At 72.1% G+C, this 15,859-nt stretch carries 12 protein-coding genes; 7 read left to right on the top strand and 5 right to left on the bottom strand.

Annotated features, from left to right (window positions below; all coding sequences use genetic code 11):
* Nucleotides 1-101: 101 nt before the first annotated feature.
* Nucleotides 102-1,736, top strand: a complete 1,635-nt coding sequence (locus VFZ70_07310) for a DUF2252 family protein (GenBank protein ID HEX6255607.1) — start codon at nt 102-104, stop codon at nt 1,734-1,736.
* Nucleotides 1,737-1,786: 50 nt separating this feature from the next.
* Here VFZ70_07310 and VFZ70_07305 read toward each other — a convergent pair whose 3' ends face one another.
* A complete protein-coding gene (locus VFZ70_07305) occupies nt 1,787-2,212 on the bottom strand; it encodes a hypothetical protein (protein HEX6255606.1) in 426 nt (141 codons plus the stop codon).
* A 213-nt stretch (nt 2,213-2,425) separates the two neighbouring features.
* Between VFZ70_07305 and VFZ70_07300 the strand changes: the two genes are divergently transcribed.
* The 5 genes from VFZ70_07300 (at nt 2,426) to VFZ70_07280 (ending at nt 9,313) form a co-directional block, all read left to right on the top strand.
* The gene (locus tag VFZ70_07300) at nt 2,426-5,002 is read left to right on the top strand and encodes a DUF3516 domain-containing protein (GenBank protein HEX6255605.1); all 2,577 of its coding nucleotides are present in this window, start codon (nt 2,426-2,428) and stop codon (nt 5,000-5,002) included.
* A 137-nt stretch (nt 5,003-5,139) separates the two neighbouring features.
* Nucleotides 5,140-6,120, top strand: a complete 981-nt coding sequence (locus VFZ70_07295; GenBank protein ID HEX6255604.1) for a MoxR family ATPase — start codon at nt 5,140-5,142, stop codon at nt 6,118-6,120.
* Nucleotides 6,121-6,126: 6 nt separating this feature from the next.
* The gene (locus VFZ70_07290) at nt 6,127-7,308 is read left to right on the top strand and encodes a DUF58 domain-containing protein (GenBank protein HEX6255603.1); all 1,182 of its coding nucleotides are present in this window, start codon (nt 6,127-6,129) and stop codon (nt 7,306-7,308) included.
* Between the two features lie 41 nt (nt 7,309-7,349).
* Entirely contained in the window at nt 7,350-8,630 is a 1,281-nt protein-coding gene (locus VFZ70_07285; GenBank protein HEX6255602.1) for a hypothetical protein, read from the top strand.
* A gap of 212 nt (nt 8,631-8,842) precedes the next feature.
* Complete coding sequence (locus VFZ70_07280) at nt 8,843-9,313, top strand: VOC family protein (GenBank protein HEX6255601.1); 471 nt, start codon at nt 8,843-8,845, stop codon at nt 9,311-9,313.
* A 117-nt stretch (nt 9,314-9,430) separates the two neighbouring features.
* Here VFZ70_07280 and VFZ70_07275 read toward each other — a convergent pair whose 3' ends face one another.
* From VFZ70_07275 to VFZ70_07260, 4 genes are all read right to left on the bottom strand, one after another.
* A complete protein-coding gene (locus VFZ70_07275) occupies nt 9,431-11,074 on the bottom strand; it encodes a hypothetical protein (protein HEX6255600.1) in 1,644 nt (547 codons plus the stop codon).
* On the bottom strand, nt 11,071-11,991 hold the full coding sequence (locus VFZ70_07270; protein ID HEX6255599.1) for an ABC transporter ATP-binding protein: 921 nt from the start codon (nt 11,989-11,991) through the stop codon (nt 11,071-11,073). The genes VFZ70_07275 and VFZ70_07270 overlap by 4 nt, the downstream gene beginning before the upstream one ends.
* Nucleotides 11,978-12,688: a helix-turn-helix domain-containing protein gene (locus VFZ70_07265; protein ID HEX6255598.1), complete on the bottom strand. Its 711-nt coding sequence runs from the start codon at nt 12,686-12,688 to the stop codon at nt 11,978-11,980. The genes VFZ70_07270 and VFZ70_07265 overlap by 14 nt, the downstream gene beginning before the upstream one ends.
* A gap of 172 nt (nt 12,689-12,860) precedes the next feature.
* On the bottom strand, nt 12,861-13,523 hold the full coding sequence (locus VFZ70_07260) for a methyltransferase domain-containing protein (GenBank protein ID HEX6255597.1): 663 nt from the start codon (nt 13,521-13,523) through the stop codon (nt 12,861-12,863).
* Nucleotides 13,524-13,623: 100 nt separating this feature from the next.
* On the opposite strand from VFZ70_07260, the gene hrpA reads away from it, so the two are divergent.
* A partial coding sequence (gene hrpA / locus VFZ70_07255) for an ATP-dependent RNA helicase HrpA (protein ID HEX6255596.1) occupies nt 13,624-15,859 on the top strand: 2,236 nt, incomplete at its 3' end.

Raw genomic sequence — 15,859 nt, 5'->3', positions numbered from 1 at the left:
GTCGCGGGGACGGGGATCAGCGGCGTCGGGCATGTGGAGGTGCTGGCGGCATGCGGCGTTCACGCGTGTTGGTTCACGCTCTCGGTGGGTAGCAGAGGTGCATGACTTCTGACACCGCATCACTGGACGCCGCGACCCGCAAGGAGCTGTACAAGCTCGCCAAGAAGCGCGGCATCGAAGGACGCTCGTCCATGAGCAAGGAGGAGCTGATCGCCGCCCTCCGTGCGGACGACGGCTCGCCCGGTGGGGATGGCGGTGCCTCCGACGGTCAGGCGCCTGCCGAGGCCCGACCACAGCGCAGCGACGTCGTGGACGTGGACGAGCAGACCATGGAGGAGGCCGTTGACGCGGCGGCGCCCGACGCGGCCGGCGAAGACCCGACCACCGCGTCGCGCTTCGAGGCGTTCAAGGCGCTGGCGGAGGCGCGCGCACGCGGTGAGTTGGTCATGCTGCCGCGCATCCTCAGCGGCAACGACCGGCGGCTGCACGTCCGTCAGACCCTGCGCGAGGACCATCAGACGCGCATCGCCACCGGGCACGAGGATGCGGACGTCAAGTTCGACGAGCTGGCCGACTCGCTGTTCGCGTTCTTCCGCGGTACGTGCCTGCTGTTCTACCGGGACCTGGCCGGCGAGGACGCGTGGATGCCCACGGTGCTGACGCTCGGCGATGTCCACCCGGAGAACTTCGGCGTCATGCCCAGTGCGGACAACGTGCCGATCTTCGGGGTCAACGACTTCGACGAGTCCTACTACGCGCCGTTCACGTGGGACCTCAAGCGCGGCGCCGTCGGATTCATGCTCGCCGCCGAGGAGGAGGGCGACCACGGCGCCAAGCGCCAGCGCAGGATCGCCGAGCGGTTCGTACGCGGCTACATCGAGGGCATCGCGGAGTACGCGGAGGACCCTGTCGAACACGAACATCAGATCCGCCTCGACAACGCGCCGAAGTTGATCCGCAAGCTCATCAAGGGCGCCAAGCAGGACCGCGCGCAGTGGCTGGCCGACGATCACCACGACGAGTTCGGCCGCGGGTTCCGCGCCGACGACGAGCTCGTGCCTATCTCCAGCCGCCGCGACGAGTTCCAGGCCCTGATCGACCGGTTCGTCGAGGAGAACGACGTCGACGTGCCGCCGCGTGCCGGTGACTTGCGCGTCAAGGACGTCGCCGAGCGCAAGGGTGCGGGCACGGCGTCACTCGGACTCGCTCGCTACTACCTGCTGATCGAGGGCCCTCGGGCCGACGGCAGCGACGATCTCGTCATCGAGTTCAAGCAGGCACGTCGGTCGGCGATGGCGGGGCTGGTCCCGCCGTCGGAGTACGCGTTCGACGGCCATGCCGACCGCATCGCGTACGCGCACGGTGTCCAGTTGGTCCGCGGCGACGTGTTCTACGGTCACATCGAGTTCGAGGGCATGAGCTTCATGTCGCGCGAGCGCGCCCCGTACCGCGACGACATCGCCCTGGACGACCTGTCCAAGAAGCAGTGGATGCGCTACGCCGAGATCTGCGGGCGCACGCTCGCCCACGCCCACGCGCTGTCGGACGATGTCGGCCAGCTCGAACACGACATCGAACCCAAGATCATGGACGCGGTCGGCAACCGCGAGCTGTTCATCGACGACATCGTCCGCTTCGCGGAGGAGGCCGCCGATCGCGTGCGCCGGGACCACGAGCTCTTCATCGCCGATCACGAGCTCGGGGCGTTCACCATGATCGACCGCGTCTACACCTGACGTTCCGCGCCGCCGTCCGGGGATGCGATCCGGCGTCGTCCCTCGGCGGGTCAGGCGCCGACGGGCCGAGCGGGCGGGGCGGTGGTGTCCCGCTGGTGGCGCGCCAGCGCGCGCACGTCGGCGTGACGGTGCCGCCCGTTGAGCACCTTCCACGCGTCGTCCGCACCGGCCGTCATGCCGACGCGGGCGAGCGCGGTCGCCCGGCAGCACACCAGCACGGCGCTGAGGTCGTCGACGGCGACCACGCCGTGGGTGAGCGCCAGCACCTCCTCGTCGCGCCCCGCGGCCGTCAGCAGGCAGACGCGGGCGACCGCCGCGTGGACGGTCGGCGGTGCCGTGGCGAGGACGTCGTCGGCGTTCGCGTCGGTCGTCGCCTCGTCGAAGGCGGCGCGCAGGTCGGGTCCCTCCGAAGCGTCTGGGTCGCCCAGACGCTCGAGCGCGTCGAGCATCGTCATTGCGGTCGACGACGTGGACATGCGCTCTGGACCTCCCGCACTTGCGCACCACCCCGGCAGCGCTGTCTGACGACCATAGGTCATGACCCGGCCACGACGCAGCGCCCGCCGACACAGAAGTTTGAACTTTCGGTCTCATGGATGGCGCATCCAGGCGCGTTGAACGGTGGGCATGAGCGCGCGGCGTCGACCGCCAGCCGGACGGACGTCGCACGTCGGGCACACTGGGCGCCCATGCCCACCGCCGCACCGCTGTCGTCATTCCTCTCCGATGCGTCCTCCGACGTCGAGACGCTGCTCGACGCGATGACTGCGTGGGCCGCCGAGCGCGGCATGACGCTCTACCCCCACCAGGAGGAGGCGATCCTCGAACTGCTGACCGGCAGCAACGTGGTGCTGTCGACGCCGACGGGCTCCGGCAAGTCGCTGGTGGCGCTCGCGGCCCACGCGCGGTCGGTGACCGGCGGCGCGCGCTCGTGGTACACGGCACCGGTCAAGGCGCTGGTCAGCGAGAAGTTCTTCGACCTCTGTCGCGAGCTCGGGGCGGCCAACGTCGGGATGATGACAGGCGACTCGTCGTTCAACGCCGACGCGCCGGTGATCTGCGCCACGACTGAGGTGCTCGCCAACGTGGCGTTGCGCGGCGGCGCCGCCACCGACGTCGGCACCGTCGTGCTCGACGAGTTCCACTTCTACGGCGATCCGGACCGCGGCTGGGCCTGGCAGGTGCCGCTGCTGAACCTGCCACGGTCGGCCTTCCTGCTGCTGTCCGCGACGCTGGGCGACATGACCGCACTGGCCGAGGACCTCACCCGACGCACCGGGCGCCCCACCGCCGTGGTCACCGACGCGCAGCGGCCGGTACCGCTGTCGTTCGAGTACGCCCGCAGCCAGCTGCACCACACGATCGAGTCGCTGCTGGACCGCGACGCGGCGCCGCTGTACATCGTCAGCTTCAGCCAGGCCGACGCGGTGGCGCAGGCCAACGCGATCACGTCGGTGACGAAGAAGCTGTCCGACGAACGCAAGGAGGCCGTCGCCGACGAGCTCGCCAGAGCCCGGCTGGCCTCCGGCTTCGGGCGCGACCTCGCGCGGCTGCTGCGCAACGGCGTCGGCGTGCACCACGCCGGCATGCTGCCCCGGTACCGCCGCGTCGTGGAGCGCCTCACCCAGCAGGGCGCCCTGCGAGTGGTGTCGGGCACTGACACGCTCGGCGTGGGGGTCAACCTGCCGATCCGCACGGTCGTGCTCACGCGGCTCTACAAGTTCGACGGCTCCGAGAACCGCCTGCTGACGGCGCGCGAATTCCATCAGATCACCGGTCGCGCCGGCCGCGCCGGCTACGACACGCACGGTTTGGTCGTCTGCCAGGCGCCGGAGCACGTCGCCGAGAACGAGGCCGCGCTGGCCAAGGTCGCCGACGACCCCCGCAGGCGCCGCAAGCTACGCCGCGCCGCCCCGCCCAAGGGGTTCGTGCACTACGACGAGACCACCTTCAAGCGGCTGCAGGAGGCGCCGCCCGAGCGGCTGGAGTCATCGTTCAAGGTGACGCCCGGCATGCTGCTGCAGCTGTTGGACCGCACGGGCGACCCGTGGGTGGCGGCCCGGGATCTGCTGACCGACAACCACGAGCCACGTGACCGGCAGCGGCAGCACATCCGGCGGGCCATCGGGCTGTACCGCGCACTGCGCGACGCGGGGGTGGTCGCGCGACTCGACGCTCCCGACGAGCACGGGCGCCTGGTCGTCGTCGACCACGATCTGCAGGAGGACTTCGCGCTCAACCAGCCGCTGGCGCCGTTCATTCTTCACGTGCTGCCCACGCTCGACCGGCATGATCCCGCCTATCCGCTCCACGTGCTCGCGCTGGTCGAGAGCGTGCTGGATCAGCCGTGGCCGATCCTGTACGCCCAGCAGGACAAGGCCCGTGACCGGGCCATGGACGAGATGAAGGCGGCGGGCATCGAGTACGAGCAGCGCATCGAGTTGCTCGAGAAGATCCGCTGGCCCCAGCCGTTCGCGGAGTTCATCTACGATCGCTTCGACCGGTGGCGGGTCACCAACACCTGGATCGGCGACCGCAACATCGCGCCCAAGGGCGTGGTGGCCGACATGTTCGACCGCGCGATGGACTTCCCCGAGTTCGTCCGGCACTACGGGATCAAGCGCAGCGAGGGACGGCTCCTGCGGTACCTGACCGACTGCCTGCGCACCTGCGAGCGCACGGTGCCCGACGAGGCCAAGACCGACGAGGTGGAGGACCTGCTGGACTGGCTCGCCGCGGTGATCCGGGCGACCGACTCGAGCCTGGTCGACGAGTGGCAGGCGCTGATCGCGCAGGCGGCCGTGACCGGCGACGACGCGCTGGTCCCCGCGGCGCTCGTCGCGAGGGCCGCAGTGACCGTCCCCGATCCCGAGGCGGACCACGACATCACGGCCGATCGGCGCGCGTTCCGGACTCTCGTACGCACACGGGCCTTTCGTTGGGTGCAGCTGGCCGCTGCGCGCTCGTGGGACGCGCTGGCCTCCGACCTCGCGGAGGCCGGTGACCGCAGCTGGTCCGCCGAGCGGTTGGCCGACGCGTTCGGCCCCTACTTCACCGAGCACGACGAGATCGTCCTGACCGGTGATGCCCGCGGCCCCGCGCTGTTCCAGCTCGACCACGCCGACCCGGTCAGCTGGACGCTGGCGCAGGTGGTGCTCGACCCCGCCGACCACCGCGAGTGGTATCTCGACGTCACCGTCGACCTGCCCGCGAGCGCTGAGGCGGGCGAGATCCAGGCGACCCTGCACGGTCTGGCCCGCCGTTGAGCGGCCGTCGACGGGTCGGGGCCGCCGTGGTGTACTGGTCGAAGTGAGCCACCCGCCCGGGGAGCGTCCGTGCCGCAGCCGATCGATGTCGCGCGCAAGCGGTGCTGCGACGCGTCGGTCACGTCGGGGGTGGGTGGTTGAGCGGCACGCAACCTGACGGTGCCGGGCGGTCGACGACCTCAGCCGCGTTCGCAGACGCGGTGCTGGCGGCGCTGGCCGACGCCCTGGTCGGTGTGCGCCCGCAGCTGGAGCGGCTGCTGCTCGCCCTGTTCTGCCAGGGACATGTGCTGATCGAGGACGTGCCGGGAACGGGCAAGACGGCGGCGATCAGAGCGCTCGCCGCCGCCACGGGTCTCAGCGCCGGACGGGTGCAGGGCACGCCCGACCTCCTGCCGTCACAGGTCACCGGCGTCAACGTCGTCGATCCGTCCACGGGGCGCTTCACGTTCCGCCCCGGTCCGCTGTTCGCCTCACTGGTGCTGGTCGACGAGATCAACCGCACGACGCCGCGCACGCAGTCCGCGCTGCTGGAGGCCATGGCGGAGCGCCAGGTCACCGTCGACGGTGAGACCCACCGCCTGCCGCAGCCGTTCGTCGTGGCCGCCACGCAGAACCCGATCGAGCACGCCGGGACGTTCCCGCTCCCCGAGGCGCAGCTCGACCGGTTCCTACTGCGCATCGAGATGGGTGTCCCGGCACGCGAGGCGCGACGGACGATCCTGCACCGCCACCGCGACCACGATCCGGTGGCGGGCATCCGTCAGGTCGTCGCTCCCGACGACCTGACGGTGGTGTGGGACGAGGTCGCGGCCGTGCACCTGTCCGCGCCGGTCGAGGACTATCTGATGGACGTCTGCGATGCGACCGGCGAGCACGACGACGTGGCGCTCGGCGCCAGCGTGCGTGGCATGCTGATGCTTGAACGGGTCGTCCGCGCGCTCGCGGCGCTGCGCGGTCGCGGCCATGTGCTGCCCGATGACGTGCAGGACGTCGGGGTCGCCGTGCTGGCGCACCGGCTGGTGCTGTCGACCGACGCGCACGTGCGCGGGCGCAACAGCCGCGACGTGGTGCGCGAGATCATCGCGAAGGTGCCGGTGCCCGGCACCGGTGACGACTGAGCGTCGATGTCACCCCGGATCGGGCTGGTGCTGGTCGGGCTGCTGGTCATCGGGCTGCCCATCCCCGGCAACGCGCTGATCAGCGTGACGCTGTGGGCCGTCGGCGCGATCGCGTGGCGGTGGTCGGCGGACGTGCAGCGGGGCGTGTCGGTGACATGGGACGGGCCGCCGCGGGTGCAGCCGGACGCGACGGTGACCGGCACGCTGACCGTGGAGAACCGTTCGAGATGGCCCGTGCCCTGGCTCGAGGTCGATCTTCGGCTGCCGGCGGCCGCGGCGGAACCGCACGCGTTCAGCTTCGTCCTGCGCCTGCGGGGCCGCCGGCGCCGGCGGTTCCCCGTCGCGTTCGTCGCGGGTGCCCGCGGCGTCCACGGGCCGTCCGAGCTGACGTGGACAGCGCCCGACCCACTCGGCCTGCCCGCACCGCACGGTGTGGGAACGTGGCGGGGTGCGACCGTCATCGTGCCGCGCCTGGCGCCGGTACGGCGCCTGGACCTGCCGTCCCGCTCGCCGCTGGCCCAGCTGTCCCACCCCCGCTCGCTCTTCTTCGACCGCACCGCGCTCGTGGGACTGCGTGACTACCAGCGTGGTGACCCGCTGTCGAGCGTCCACTGGCCGGCGACCGCCAGGGTCGGGCGCCTGATGCGGACCGAGGCCGAGCGCGCCGCCGCCCGGGAGTTGCTGGTCTGCCTCGACCTGCGGACCGACGGCTATCAGCGGCGCGGTCGTCCCCCGGTCGCCGAGGCGGCGATCAGCACGGCCGCATCGCTGCTGGCGGACACGATGATCGCCGCACGGCAGCAGGCCGGGCTCGTCCTCTCATGGCCCACCCGCGACGACGGTGCGGCCGAGAGCCGGCGGTGGCCCGTGCGCGGCGGCGACCGCCACCTGCACACGATGCTGGACACGCTCGCCCGGATCGGTCTGCACGACGCCGTGCCGCTGGACGCGCTCGTGCAGGGCGCGGTGCGCGGCCTGCACGCGGGCACCACGGTGGTCGTGGTCACCGGGATCGTCGACGAGACGCTCGGCCCGGCCGTCGCGGAGGCGAGCCGTCGTGGTCTTGCGGTCGTGGTCACCAGCGTCGGCAGCGGCGTCGAGTGGGAGTCGCGTCTGCCGACCCACGTCGCCGGGGCGCATTGCGTGGCCGTGGCGGCCGATCGCGCGCTGCAACGGTTGCCGTTGTGAGCCCCGCCGATCCGCCCGCTGCGGTGACGCGTGCCTCCCTGGTGGCGGCATCCGTCCCGATCGGGCTGCTCGGGTGGGTGGCGGTGCAGGCGGCCGTGCCGTGGCTGACCGCGCCGGTGCTGGCGGTGGCGGTCGGGATCGCCGCGGCGTGGGGTGCACGGGTCGGCGTGGAGGCGACCGACCGTCGCGGCGGCATCGTGGGGCGGATGGTGCTGCGGGTGCTGCGCGGCGTCGTGCTGGTCGGCGTCGCGGCGTTGACGATGGTGGTGTCGGGCACCGGAGCGCCGGCTGTCCGTGGGCCGCCGCTGGCCGTCCCATCGGTGCTGTTGATCACGGCGTTTCTCGCCGGACGGTCCATTGGACGCATCCACCGCAGGCAGGCCGATCCGCTGCGCACGGTGCGGGCGCACCGCAGCGCGGACGCGGCGCTGATGGGGGCGTTACTGACGGGCGTGCTCGTCGTCGCGGGCATCGTCACGTTGGCGTGGGCGGCGGACGGCCTGGTGCCGCCGCCGGCATGGATCGGTGTCGCGTGGGTGCTGGTCGCGTTCGCCATGGTCGTCGGCGCACGCCCCTACGTGCTGCGCGCCCGCGCGGCGATGACCGGGCCTCCCGACGGCGACGGCTGGACGCGGACGCTGTTGCCGGTGCTCGGTGTGACCGTGCTGCTGGTCGCGGTCGCGGCGATCGCGCTCGCCGCAGGCGCCGAGAGCGCGTTGCGCGCCGCCCTGCCGCAGATGCCGGCGGTGCAGCTCGATCTGCTGGACGGAACGGCCGGCTCGCCCGCGTCGGCACCGTCCGCTCCGGCGCCGCCATCCCGGCGCGTGATCTGGCAGATCGCCGCACTGCTGGCGCTCGCATTGGCGATCGTCATCGGTCCGGTCAGGCGCCGTCGCGGTCAGCGTCGCGTGCGACCCGGGCACGGCATGTCGCTGCTGATGTTCCTGCGCTCGCTGTTCGCCTTCCGACGCGACAGGACGACCGTCGACGCCCCCGACGAGGTCCTGGCCGCGCGGACGCCACCCCCCGACGACGTCGGCGTGCGCGCCCCGCCACCAGCGTGGACCCGGCTGCTGCGCCGCCGCCCCCGGGACCCCGAGGCAGCGATCCTCTACGACTACCGGCAGGTGCAGCGGCGCCTGCCGCCGTCCGCTCGACGCCGGTCATCGGAGACGGTGCTCGCACATGCGACCAGGAGCGGGGCGGCCGCTCTGGACGAGCTCGCGGGGCTCGTGTGCGCGATCCGCTACGCGGGACGCGAGGCGACCGCCGCCGACGCTGCGCGCAGTCGCGAGCTTGCCCGGCAGCTGCGCAGCCGATGATCAGGCCGTGATGGACCGTACGAGGAGTGGACCCGCGACGAGCTGTACGAGCGCGCCCGGGAGCTCGACATCGACGGCCGGTCCGAGATGGACAAGGACGAGTTGATCGACGCTCTGCGCAACCACTGAGCAGTGGTTGGGCCAGTCGACGGATGTGCGCCACTGGACGGCGGCGGCCTAGGCTCATGGCGACCGAACGACTGGAGCGCATCATGACCGCCCAACCGGTGCCCGAGCACCTGCACACGGTCACACCCTCGCTGGTCTGCACGCCGTGCGTCGACGCGATCGCGTTCTACGAGCGCGCGTTCGGCGCGACCGAGATCGGGCCCCGGATGACCGGACCCGACGGGTCGGTCGGCCACGCCGAGATCCGCTTCGGCGACAGCGTGATCATGCTGGCCGACGAGTGGCCGGGCGGGCCGACGCAGTCCCCGACGACGCTCGGCGGCTCCACCGCCGCGCTGTTCATCTACACCGATGACGTCGATGCGCTCTGGCAGCGCGCGCTGGCTGCGGGAGCCGAGGTGGTGTTCCCGCTCGAGGACCAGTTCTACGGCGACCGCTCGGGGCGCGTACGCGATCCGTTCGGGCACACGTGGGGCCTCGGACAGCACGTCGAGGACGTCAGTGACGAGGAGATGCGGCGCAGGATGGAGGCGTTCTACACCGCCGGCGACTGAATCGGACGTCCCTCCGCGGCCTTCACGGTGCACCGCGCGGGCGCCGTCGTTCCACGAGCGCATCCCGGCGGTGGTGCTGAGGATACGTCCGGTCAGCGGGGTGCTTCGCCGGTCGGTTCAGGTCACCGTCAGGTCGCGGCGTCGGAACGCCACGAGACCCGCCGCGGCCGTCGCCGCCGCAACGGCGCACAGCGTGAGCACGGGGGTGACCCCGGCATCCTCGAGCGGCATGCGGCCGATGTGGTCAAGCGGGGACAGGTCGTGCGCCCACTGCGGGAGGTCGAGCAGCTGGCCGAACAGCGCCAGGACGACGGCGTAGGCGAACACGAGCCACACCAGGGGCAACGCGCGGGGAGCGATGCCGTACAGCAGCACGCCGACCGACGCGAACACCAGCAGCTCGGGGATGCGCACGGCGTGCGCCGCGGTCAGCTCCGCGATCTGTCCGACCTCGCCGGTGCTGGCGGCGGCGCCGATCCCGAACGCCAGGCCCGTCACGACCAGGATCGTGACCGCGGCGGCGCAGACCACCAGCAGGTGCGTGCCCAGCCAGCGCACGCGTCCGGTCATGGTGGCCAGCACGGGCTCGGCGCGCCCGCTGGTCTCCTCGCCGCGCACCTTGTGCAGCGCGAGGATCGTGAAGGCGCTGACGATGATCACGTCGTAGAGCGCCATGAAGCTCAGGTAGCCGTCCAGTACGTCATCGGTGGCACCCAGGATCTCTGCGAACTGACCCGACAGGTCCGCGAAGGTGTCGGTCATCGGTCCGACCAGCGCGCCGTAGGTGAGGCCGAGCACGGCCAGCGCGACCGTCCAGCCCAGCAGGCCGGCACGCTGGAGGCGCAGCGCCAGGGTCGACGGCGAGCGCAGCCAGGCGGCGGCGCCCGCCGGACCGCGCCGGGCCGACCGCAGCCCGGCGCCCAGGTCGCGGCGGTCGGCCAGCGCGAAGGCGCCGGCGGTCGTGGCGGCGACCAGGCCGAGGGAGAGCAGCAGCGGCCACCAGCGCCCGTCGACGAACGGGCGGGTCTGCTGCGACCACGCGAGCGGTGAGAACCACGACAGCAGGCTGCCGTGTTCGGTCAGGGAGTCGCCGGCCGCGCGGATCAGGTACGCGACGCCCACGACGGCCCCGGCGAGGCCGGACGCGGCACGCGAGTACTCCGTGATCTGCACGGTCACGGCGGTCACGGCCGCGAACACGAGGCCGACGGCTCCGACGCCGGCGCCGAACAGCAGCGCGTCGCCCGGCGCGTAGCCGAAAGTGGCGGTCGCGGCGCCCAGCAGCAGGGCGAGCAGCACGTCGGCGGCGACGGCGACGATCAGGGTGGCCGTCAGCGGGGCGCTGCGACCGACGACCCCGGCCCGGACCAGCTCGGCGCGCCCCGACTGCTCCTCGACCCGCGTGTGGCGCGAGACCAGCAGGATGTTCATCAGCGCCGCGGCCAGCAGGAAGTACAGCCCGTAGGTGCCGACGAAGAACTGCTCGTAGGTCAGGCCGGCGTCGAAGCCGTAGCCAGGTCCGCTGAGCACCGCGCCGACCGGCCCGGCGGAGAACTGGCTGAACGCCGCCAGGTCCGCCTCGGTCGGGGCGATGATCGGCAGCGCGGTGTTGAAGTAGAACACGAACACGGTCAGGCCGAGCAGCCAGCCCGGCAGCTTGATGCGGTCGCGCCGCAGTGTCAGCCGGACGAGCCGCCACGTCCCGGTGGTCAGGTGGTCACGACGGCGGACGTCAGCGCGCCGCGCGGTCACGGCGGTCACGGTGCCACCTGCGCGCCGTTGGCGCGGACCTCGTCGCCGTAGTGGCGCAGCAGCAACTGCTCCAGTGTCGGCGGGTGCGCCACGATGGAACGGATGCCCGACGCGGCCAGGTGCCGCATGACGGCGTCGACGTGCTCGCCGTCGACCTCGAACCGGACCTGCCCGTCGACCGGGCGCACGTCGTGGACCCCCACGAGCGCGGCCAGGCCGTCGGTGGAGCGGTTGGTCTCGACCGTGACGGTCGTGCGGGTCAGGTGGCGCATGTCCGACAGGGACCCCGACTCGACGATCCTGCCGCGCCGGACGATCGAGATCCGGTCGGCCAGCACCTCGACCTGTGCCAGGATGTGCGACGACAGCAGCACGGTCCGGCCGGCGGCCCGGACCTCGCGGATGCACTCCTGGAACACGGCCTCCTTCAGCGGATCCAGTCCGGCGGTCGGTTCGTCGAGCAGGAGCACCTCTGCGTCGGAGGCCAGGGCGGTGATCAGCGCAACCTTCTGCCGGTTGCCCTTGGAGTAGGTGCGGCCCTTCTTCGTGGGATCCAGGTCGAAGCGCTCGCACAGCCGGTCGACCCGTGCACGGTCCACCCCGCCGTGCAGGCGCCCCAGCACGTCGATGGTCTCGCCACCCGTCAGGTTGGGCCACAGCTCCACGTCGCCCGGAACGTAGGCGAGGCGGCGGTGCAGGCTGACGGCCTCCGACCAGGGGTCGTGGCCCAGGACGCTGGCGCGGCCCGCGTCCGCGCGGAGCAACCCGAGCAGGATGCGGATCGTGGTGGTCTTGCCCGCCCCGTTCGGCCCCAGCAGCCCGTGGACCTCGCCGGTGGCCACCGACAGGTCCAGGCCGTCGAGCGCACGCGTGGACCCGTAGGTCTTCACGAGCCCCGTGACCGCGATCGCGTCACGTGTCGTCATGCTCATCACCCTCCTCGCCGGTCGGTGGTCGCAGTTGGCGGATGTACGCCGCGAGCGCCGCACGCGCCTTGCCGCCCACGTCCGAGGTCACCCAGCGCCCCATCGCCGCGTAGACGTCGAGGATCAGCAGCCCCACGCGCGGCGCCACGGCCGGCTCGGCGACGTCGGCGCCCAGCCGGCGCGAAAGCTGCCCGCGCAGAACGCCCATGCCCAGATGCATGATCATCAGGACCGTCGCCGCGTCGCGGCTGCGCGGATCGCCGCGCGGAAACAGGTCGAGCTGGCCCTGTGTGAGGAACCGCTCGGTCCTGGCTGCCATCCAGTCGAACAGCGCGTTGCCGGCGTCGGACCCCTCGAGGATCATCTGCACCACGTACCGGACGAGCACCTCGTCGTTGCCGTAGAGCAGTGACGCGAAGTCCGGGCGGTCGACCGCGGTCGCGGCCTCCTCGATGAGCTCCATCTGCGGTCCGAGCAGGTGCAGGACCCGGTCGTCACACGCCTGTCGCAACCCGTCCTTGGTGCCGAAGTGGTGCTGCACGAGCCCGACCGACACGCCCGCGGCGTCGGCGATGTCTCGCAGGGTGGCGTCCGAGAAGCCGCGCTCGGCGAACTGCGCCATCGCGGCGTCACGGATGCGCGCCCGCGCGGTCAGGTCCTCGACGGGCCGTTCGCTGGACCCGTAGATCGAACGCATGAACTGGCTCCCATACGTATGCTGTGCCAACAGTATATACGTATTGTAGCCTGCGCAGTACAGGTTCGCCGGGCACATGTCGGGGCGGGGGGCGACACGCTCGCAGATGTCCCGAGCCCCCACGCATCGGCCGGATGACGGACGTATCCCCGGCCCGCCGTCCCGTTGCCGATCACGACGCAGGGACGGCGCGCAGCCAGCGGGCGTCGTCGTCCAGCCACGCGTCCGGTGCGAGCCCCGCTGTCCGCAGGAGCTCGGCGAGGGCCGCGTCGTCGAGCAGCACGGCGGCGTAGTCCTGCGTCCACGTCCGCCCGGCGACCGTGTAGTGGGCGCTGGCGGAGAACTGCGCGCCCTGTCGCGTCTGCACCTCGTGGCGGATGTGCACACCGTGGACGGCGCCCTCCTGCTGATCGAACGCGTCGAGGAGGTCGGGGTGGAAGCGCTCGACCAGCACGACGCCGTGGTCAGCGACGTGGCGCCGGCAGGTCGTGAGGAACGCGCCGGCATCGGTCGGATGGTTGACCAGATGACTGGCGAGCACCACGACGTCGAACGTCATTCCGAGGTTCAGCCCGGCGATGTCGGCATGGACCGCGTCGACGGCGGGCGACAGGTGGGCGAGCATGCGCTCGTGGATGTCGACCCCGGTCACGGCGAATCCCGCGTCGGCCAGCGCGTTCGCCAGCCGTCCGACGCCGCAGCCGAGGTCGAGCATCGACCCGCCCGGCGGCACCTGGTCGCGCACCAGATCGAGCGCGTCATGCGCGGGCATCGCCAGATAGACGGGCACCGGGGAGCCGTCGGGCGCCACGTCGTCGACGGCCGGTTCCATCATGGCTCCAGGATGACTGTTTCCGCCGGCGGCCGGTACAGCGCGGCCGCAGGCGGCTACCGTCGTCGCGACCGATCGCACCGAACCCAGCAATGGACCCGTCGTGAGCCCCGCCGTCGCCGATCTGCGTGCGCGCCTGCCGCAGCTGACACTGCGCGACGAGCGCCGGCTGCGGCGGCGGCTCGACCGCGTGCGCCGGCGCGACGGTGAAGCCCGCGCCGAGGCGCTCGCGGCGGTGGCGGGTGAGATCGACCGCGCGGAGCAGCACGTCGCACGGCGACGCGCCGCCGTGCCGTCGGTGACCTACCCGCCCGAGCTGCCCATCTCGGCGCGCATCGACGATCTGACCGCCGCGATCCGCGACCACCAGGTCGTGATCGTCGCCGGCGAGACCGGCTCGGGCAAGACGACCCAGTTGCCCAAGGTCTGCCTCGAGCTCGGCCGTGGCGTGCGCGGGATGATCGGGCACACCCAGCCGCGGCGCATCGCGGCCCGCACGGTGGCCGACCGCATCGCCGACGAGCTCGGGGTCGAGGTCGGGGGTCCGGTCGGCTACGAGTTCCGCTTCAACCGCCGGATCGGCGACCAGACGCTGGTCTCAGTGATGACCGACGGGATCCTGCTGGCCTCGATCCAGTCCGACCCCGCGCTGGCGACCTACGACACGCTGATCATCGACGAGGCGCACGAGCGCAGCCTGACGATCGACTTCCTGATCGGCTACGTCGCCCAGCTCCTGCCGCGCCGACCGGATCTGAAGGTCATCGTCACCTCGGCGACGATCGATCCCGAGCGCTTCTCGCGACACTTCGACGACGCCCCCATCGTCGAGGTGTCCGGACGGATGTACCCCGTGGAGGTGCGCTACCGGCCCCTCGACGAGCCGCCCGCAGACGACAGCGACGACGACGCGTGGGTCGAGCGTGATCAGACGGAGGCGATCGCGGACGCGGTGACCGAGCTGTGGACGGAGGGTGAGGGCGAGCGCCAGCGAGCCGGTGGGCGGGGATCGGAGGGCCCGGGTGACATCCTCGTCTTCCTGTCCGGCGAGCGTGAGATCCGCGACACGGCCGACGCGCTGGGGGAGCTCAAGCTCGCCGACACCGAGATCCTGCCGCTGTACTCGCGGCTGGCGACCGCCCAGCAGCGGCGCGTGTTCCAGCCGCACAGCGGGCGACGGATCGTGCTGGCGACCAACGTCGCCGAGACCTCGCTGACGGTGCCCGGCATCCGCTACGTCATCGACCCCGGGTACGCACGGATTTCCCGGTACAGCGCGCGCCTGAAGGTCCAGCGCCTGCCGATCGAGAGGATCTCCCAGGCGTCGGCGGACCAGCGCAAGGGCCGTTGTGGCCGCACCGCCGATGGCGTGTGCATCCGGCTGTACAACGAGGAGGACTTCGAGGCGCGACCGCGCTTCACCGAGCCCGAGATCCTGCGCACCAGTCTCGCGTCCGTGCTGCTGCAGATGGCGGCGCTGGGCCTGGGCGACATCGCCGCGTTTGGGTTCCTCGACCCGCCGGATCCACGCCAGGTGCGCGACGGGCTGGCGCTGCTGCACGAGCTGGGTGCCATCGACCTCGATGGGGCGTCGCCGCCACGCCACCACCGAGACCGGGGCCGAGGTCGCGGACGGCGTGGTCGCGACGACGGATCGTCGCTCACACCGGTCGGACGCACGCTGGCCCGCCTTCCGGTCGACCCGCGTCTGGGACGCATGCTGATCGAGGCCGACCGCAACGCGTGCCTGAACGAGGTCACGATCATCGCCGCGGCACTGTCGATCCCGGATCCACGGCAGCGCCCAACCGATGCGCGCCAGGGCGCCGATGCGCTCCACGCGCGCTTCGCCGCCGAGGGGTCGGACTTCCTGACGTGGCTCAACCTGTGGCGCTACGTGCGCGAGCAGCGGGATGCGCGCTCGGGCAACCAGTTCCGCAGGCTCTGCCGGGCCGAGCACCTCCACTACCTGCGGATCCGCGAGTGGCAGGACCTGGTGACGCAGCTGTGCCGGGTCACGGGCGACATGGACATGCATCGCAACCGGGAGCCCGCCAAGCCCGACGCCGTCCACCGCTCGTTGCTGGCAGGCCTGCTGTCGCACATCGGCGTCCGCGAGGGCGACGGGTTCGCCTATCGCGGAGCCCGTGGCGCCACCTTCGCCATCCAGCCGGGCTCCGTGCTCTTCAAGACCGGACCAGGGGGTGAGGGCGAGCGTCAGCGAGCCGGCGGGCGGGGACCAGGGGGTGAGGGCGAGCGTCAGCGAGCCGGCGGGCGGGGACCAGGGGGTGAGGGCGTGCGTCAGCGAGCCGGCGGGCGGGGCCCAGGGGGTGTGGGCG

The sequence above is a fragment of the Euzebyales bacterium genome, assembly GCA_036374135.1.
Taxonomy (GTDB): Bacteria; Actinomycetota; Nitriliruptoria; order Euzebyales; family JAHELV01; genus JAHELV01.
Note: the sequence above shows the minus strand (reverse complement) of the source record. Positions and strands in the feature narration are given on the sequence as shown.

Bases quoted from the DNA above. Each gene is read 5' to 3' on its own strand.
- VFZ70_07310 (HEX6255607.1), top strand. From the start codon at position 102: ATGACTTCTGACACCGCATCACTGGACGCCGCGACCCGCAAGGAGCTG.
- VFZ70_07305 (HEX6255606.1), bottom strand. From the start codon at position 2,212: ATGTCCACGTCGTCGACCGCAATGACGATGCTCGACGCGCTCGAGCGT.
- VFZ70_07300 (HEX6255605.1), top strand. From the start codon at position 2,426: ATGCCCACCGCCGCACCGCTGTCGTCATTCCTCTCCGATGCGTCCTCC.
- VFZ70_07290 (HEX6255603.1), top strand. From the start codon at position 6,127: ATGTCACCCCGGATCGGGCTGGTGCTGGTCGGGCTGCTGGTCATCGGG.
- VFZ70_07280 (HEX6255601.1), top strand. From the start codon at position 8,843: ATGACCGCCCAACCGGTGCCCGAGCACCTGCACACGGTCACACCCTCG.
- VFZ70_07270 (HEX6255599.1), bottom strand. From the start codon at position 11,991: ATGACGACACGTGACGCGATCGCGGTCACGGGGCTCGTGAAGACCTAC.
- VFZ70_07265 (HEX6255598.1), bottom strand. From the start codon at position 12,688: ATGCGTTCGATCTACGGGTCCAGCGAACGGCCCGTCGAGGACCTGACC.
- VFZ70_07260 (HEX6255597.1), bottom strand. From the start codon at position 13,523: ATGATGGAACCGGCCGTCGACGACGTGGCGCCCGACGGCTCCCCGGTG.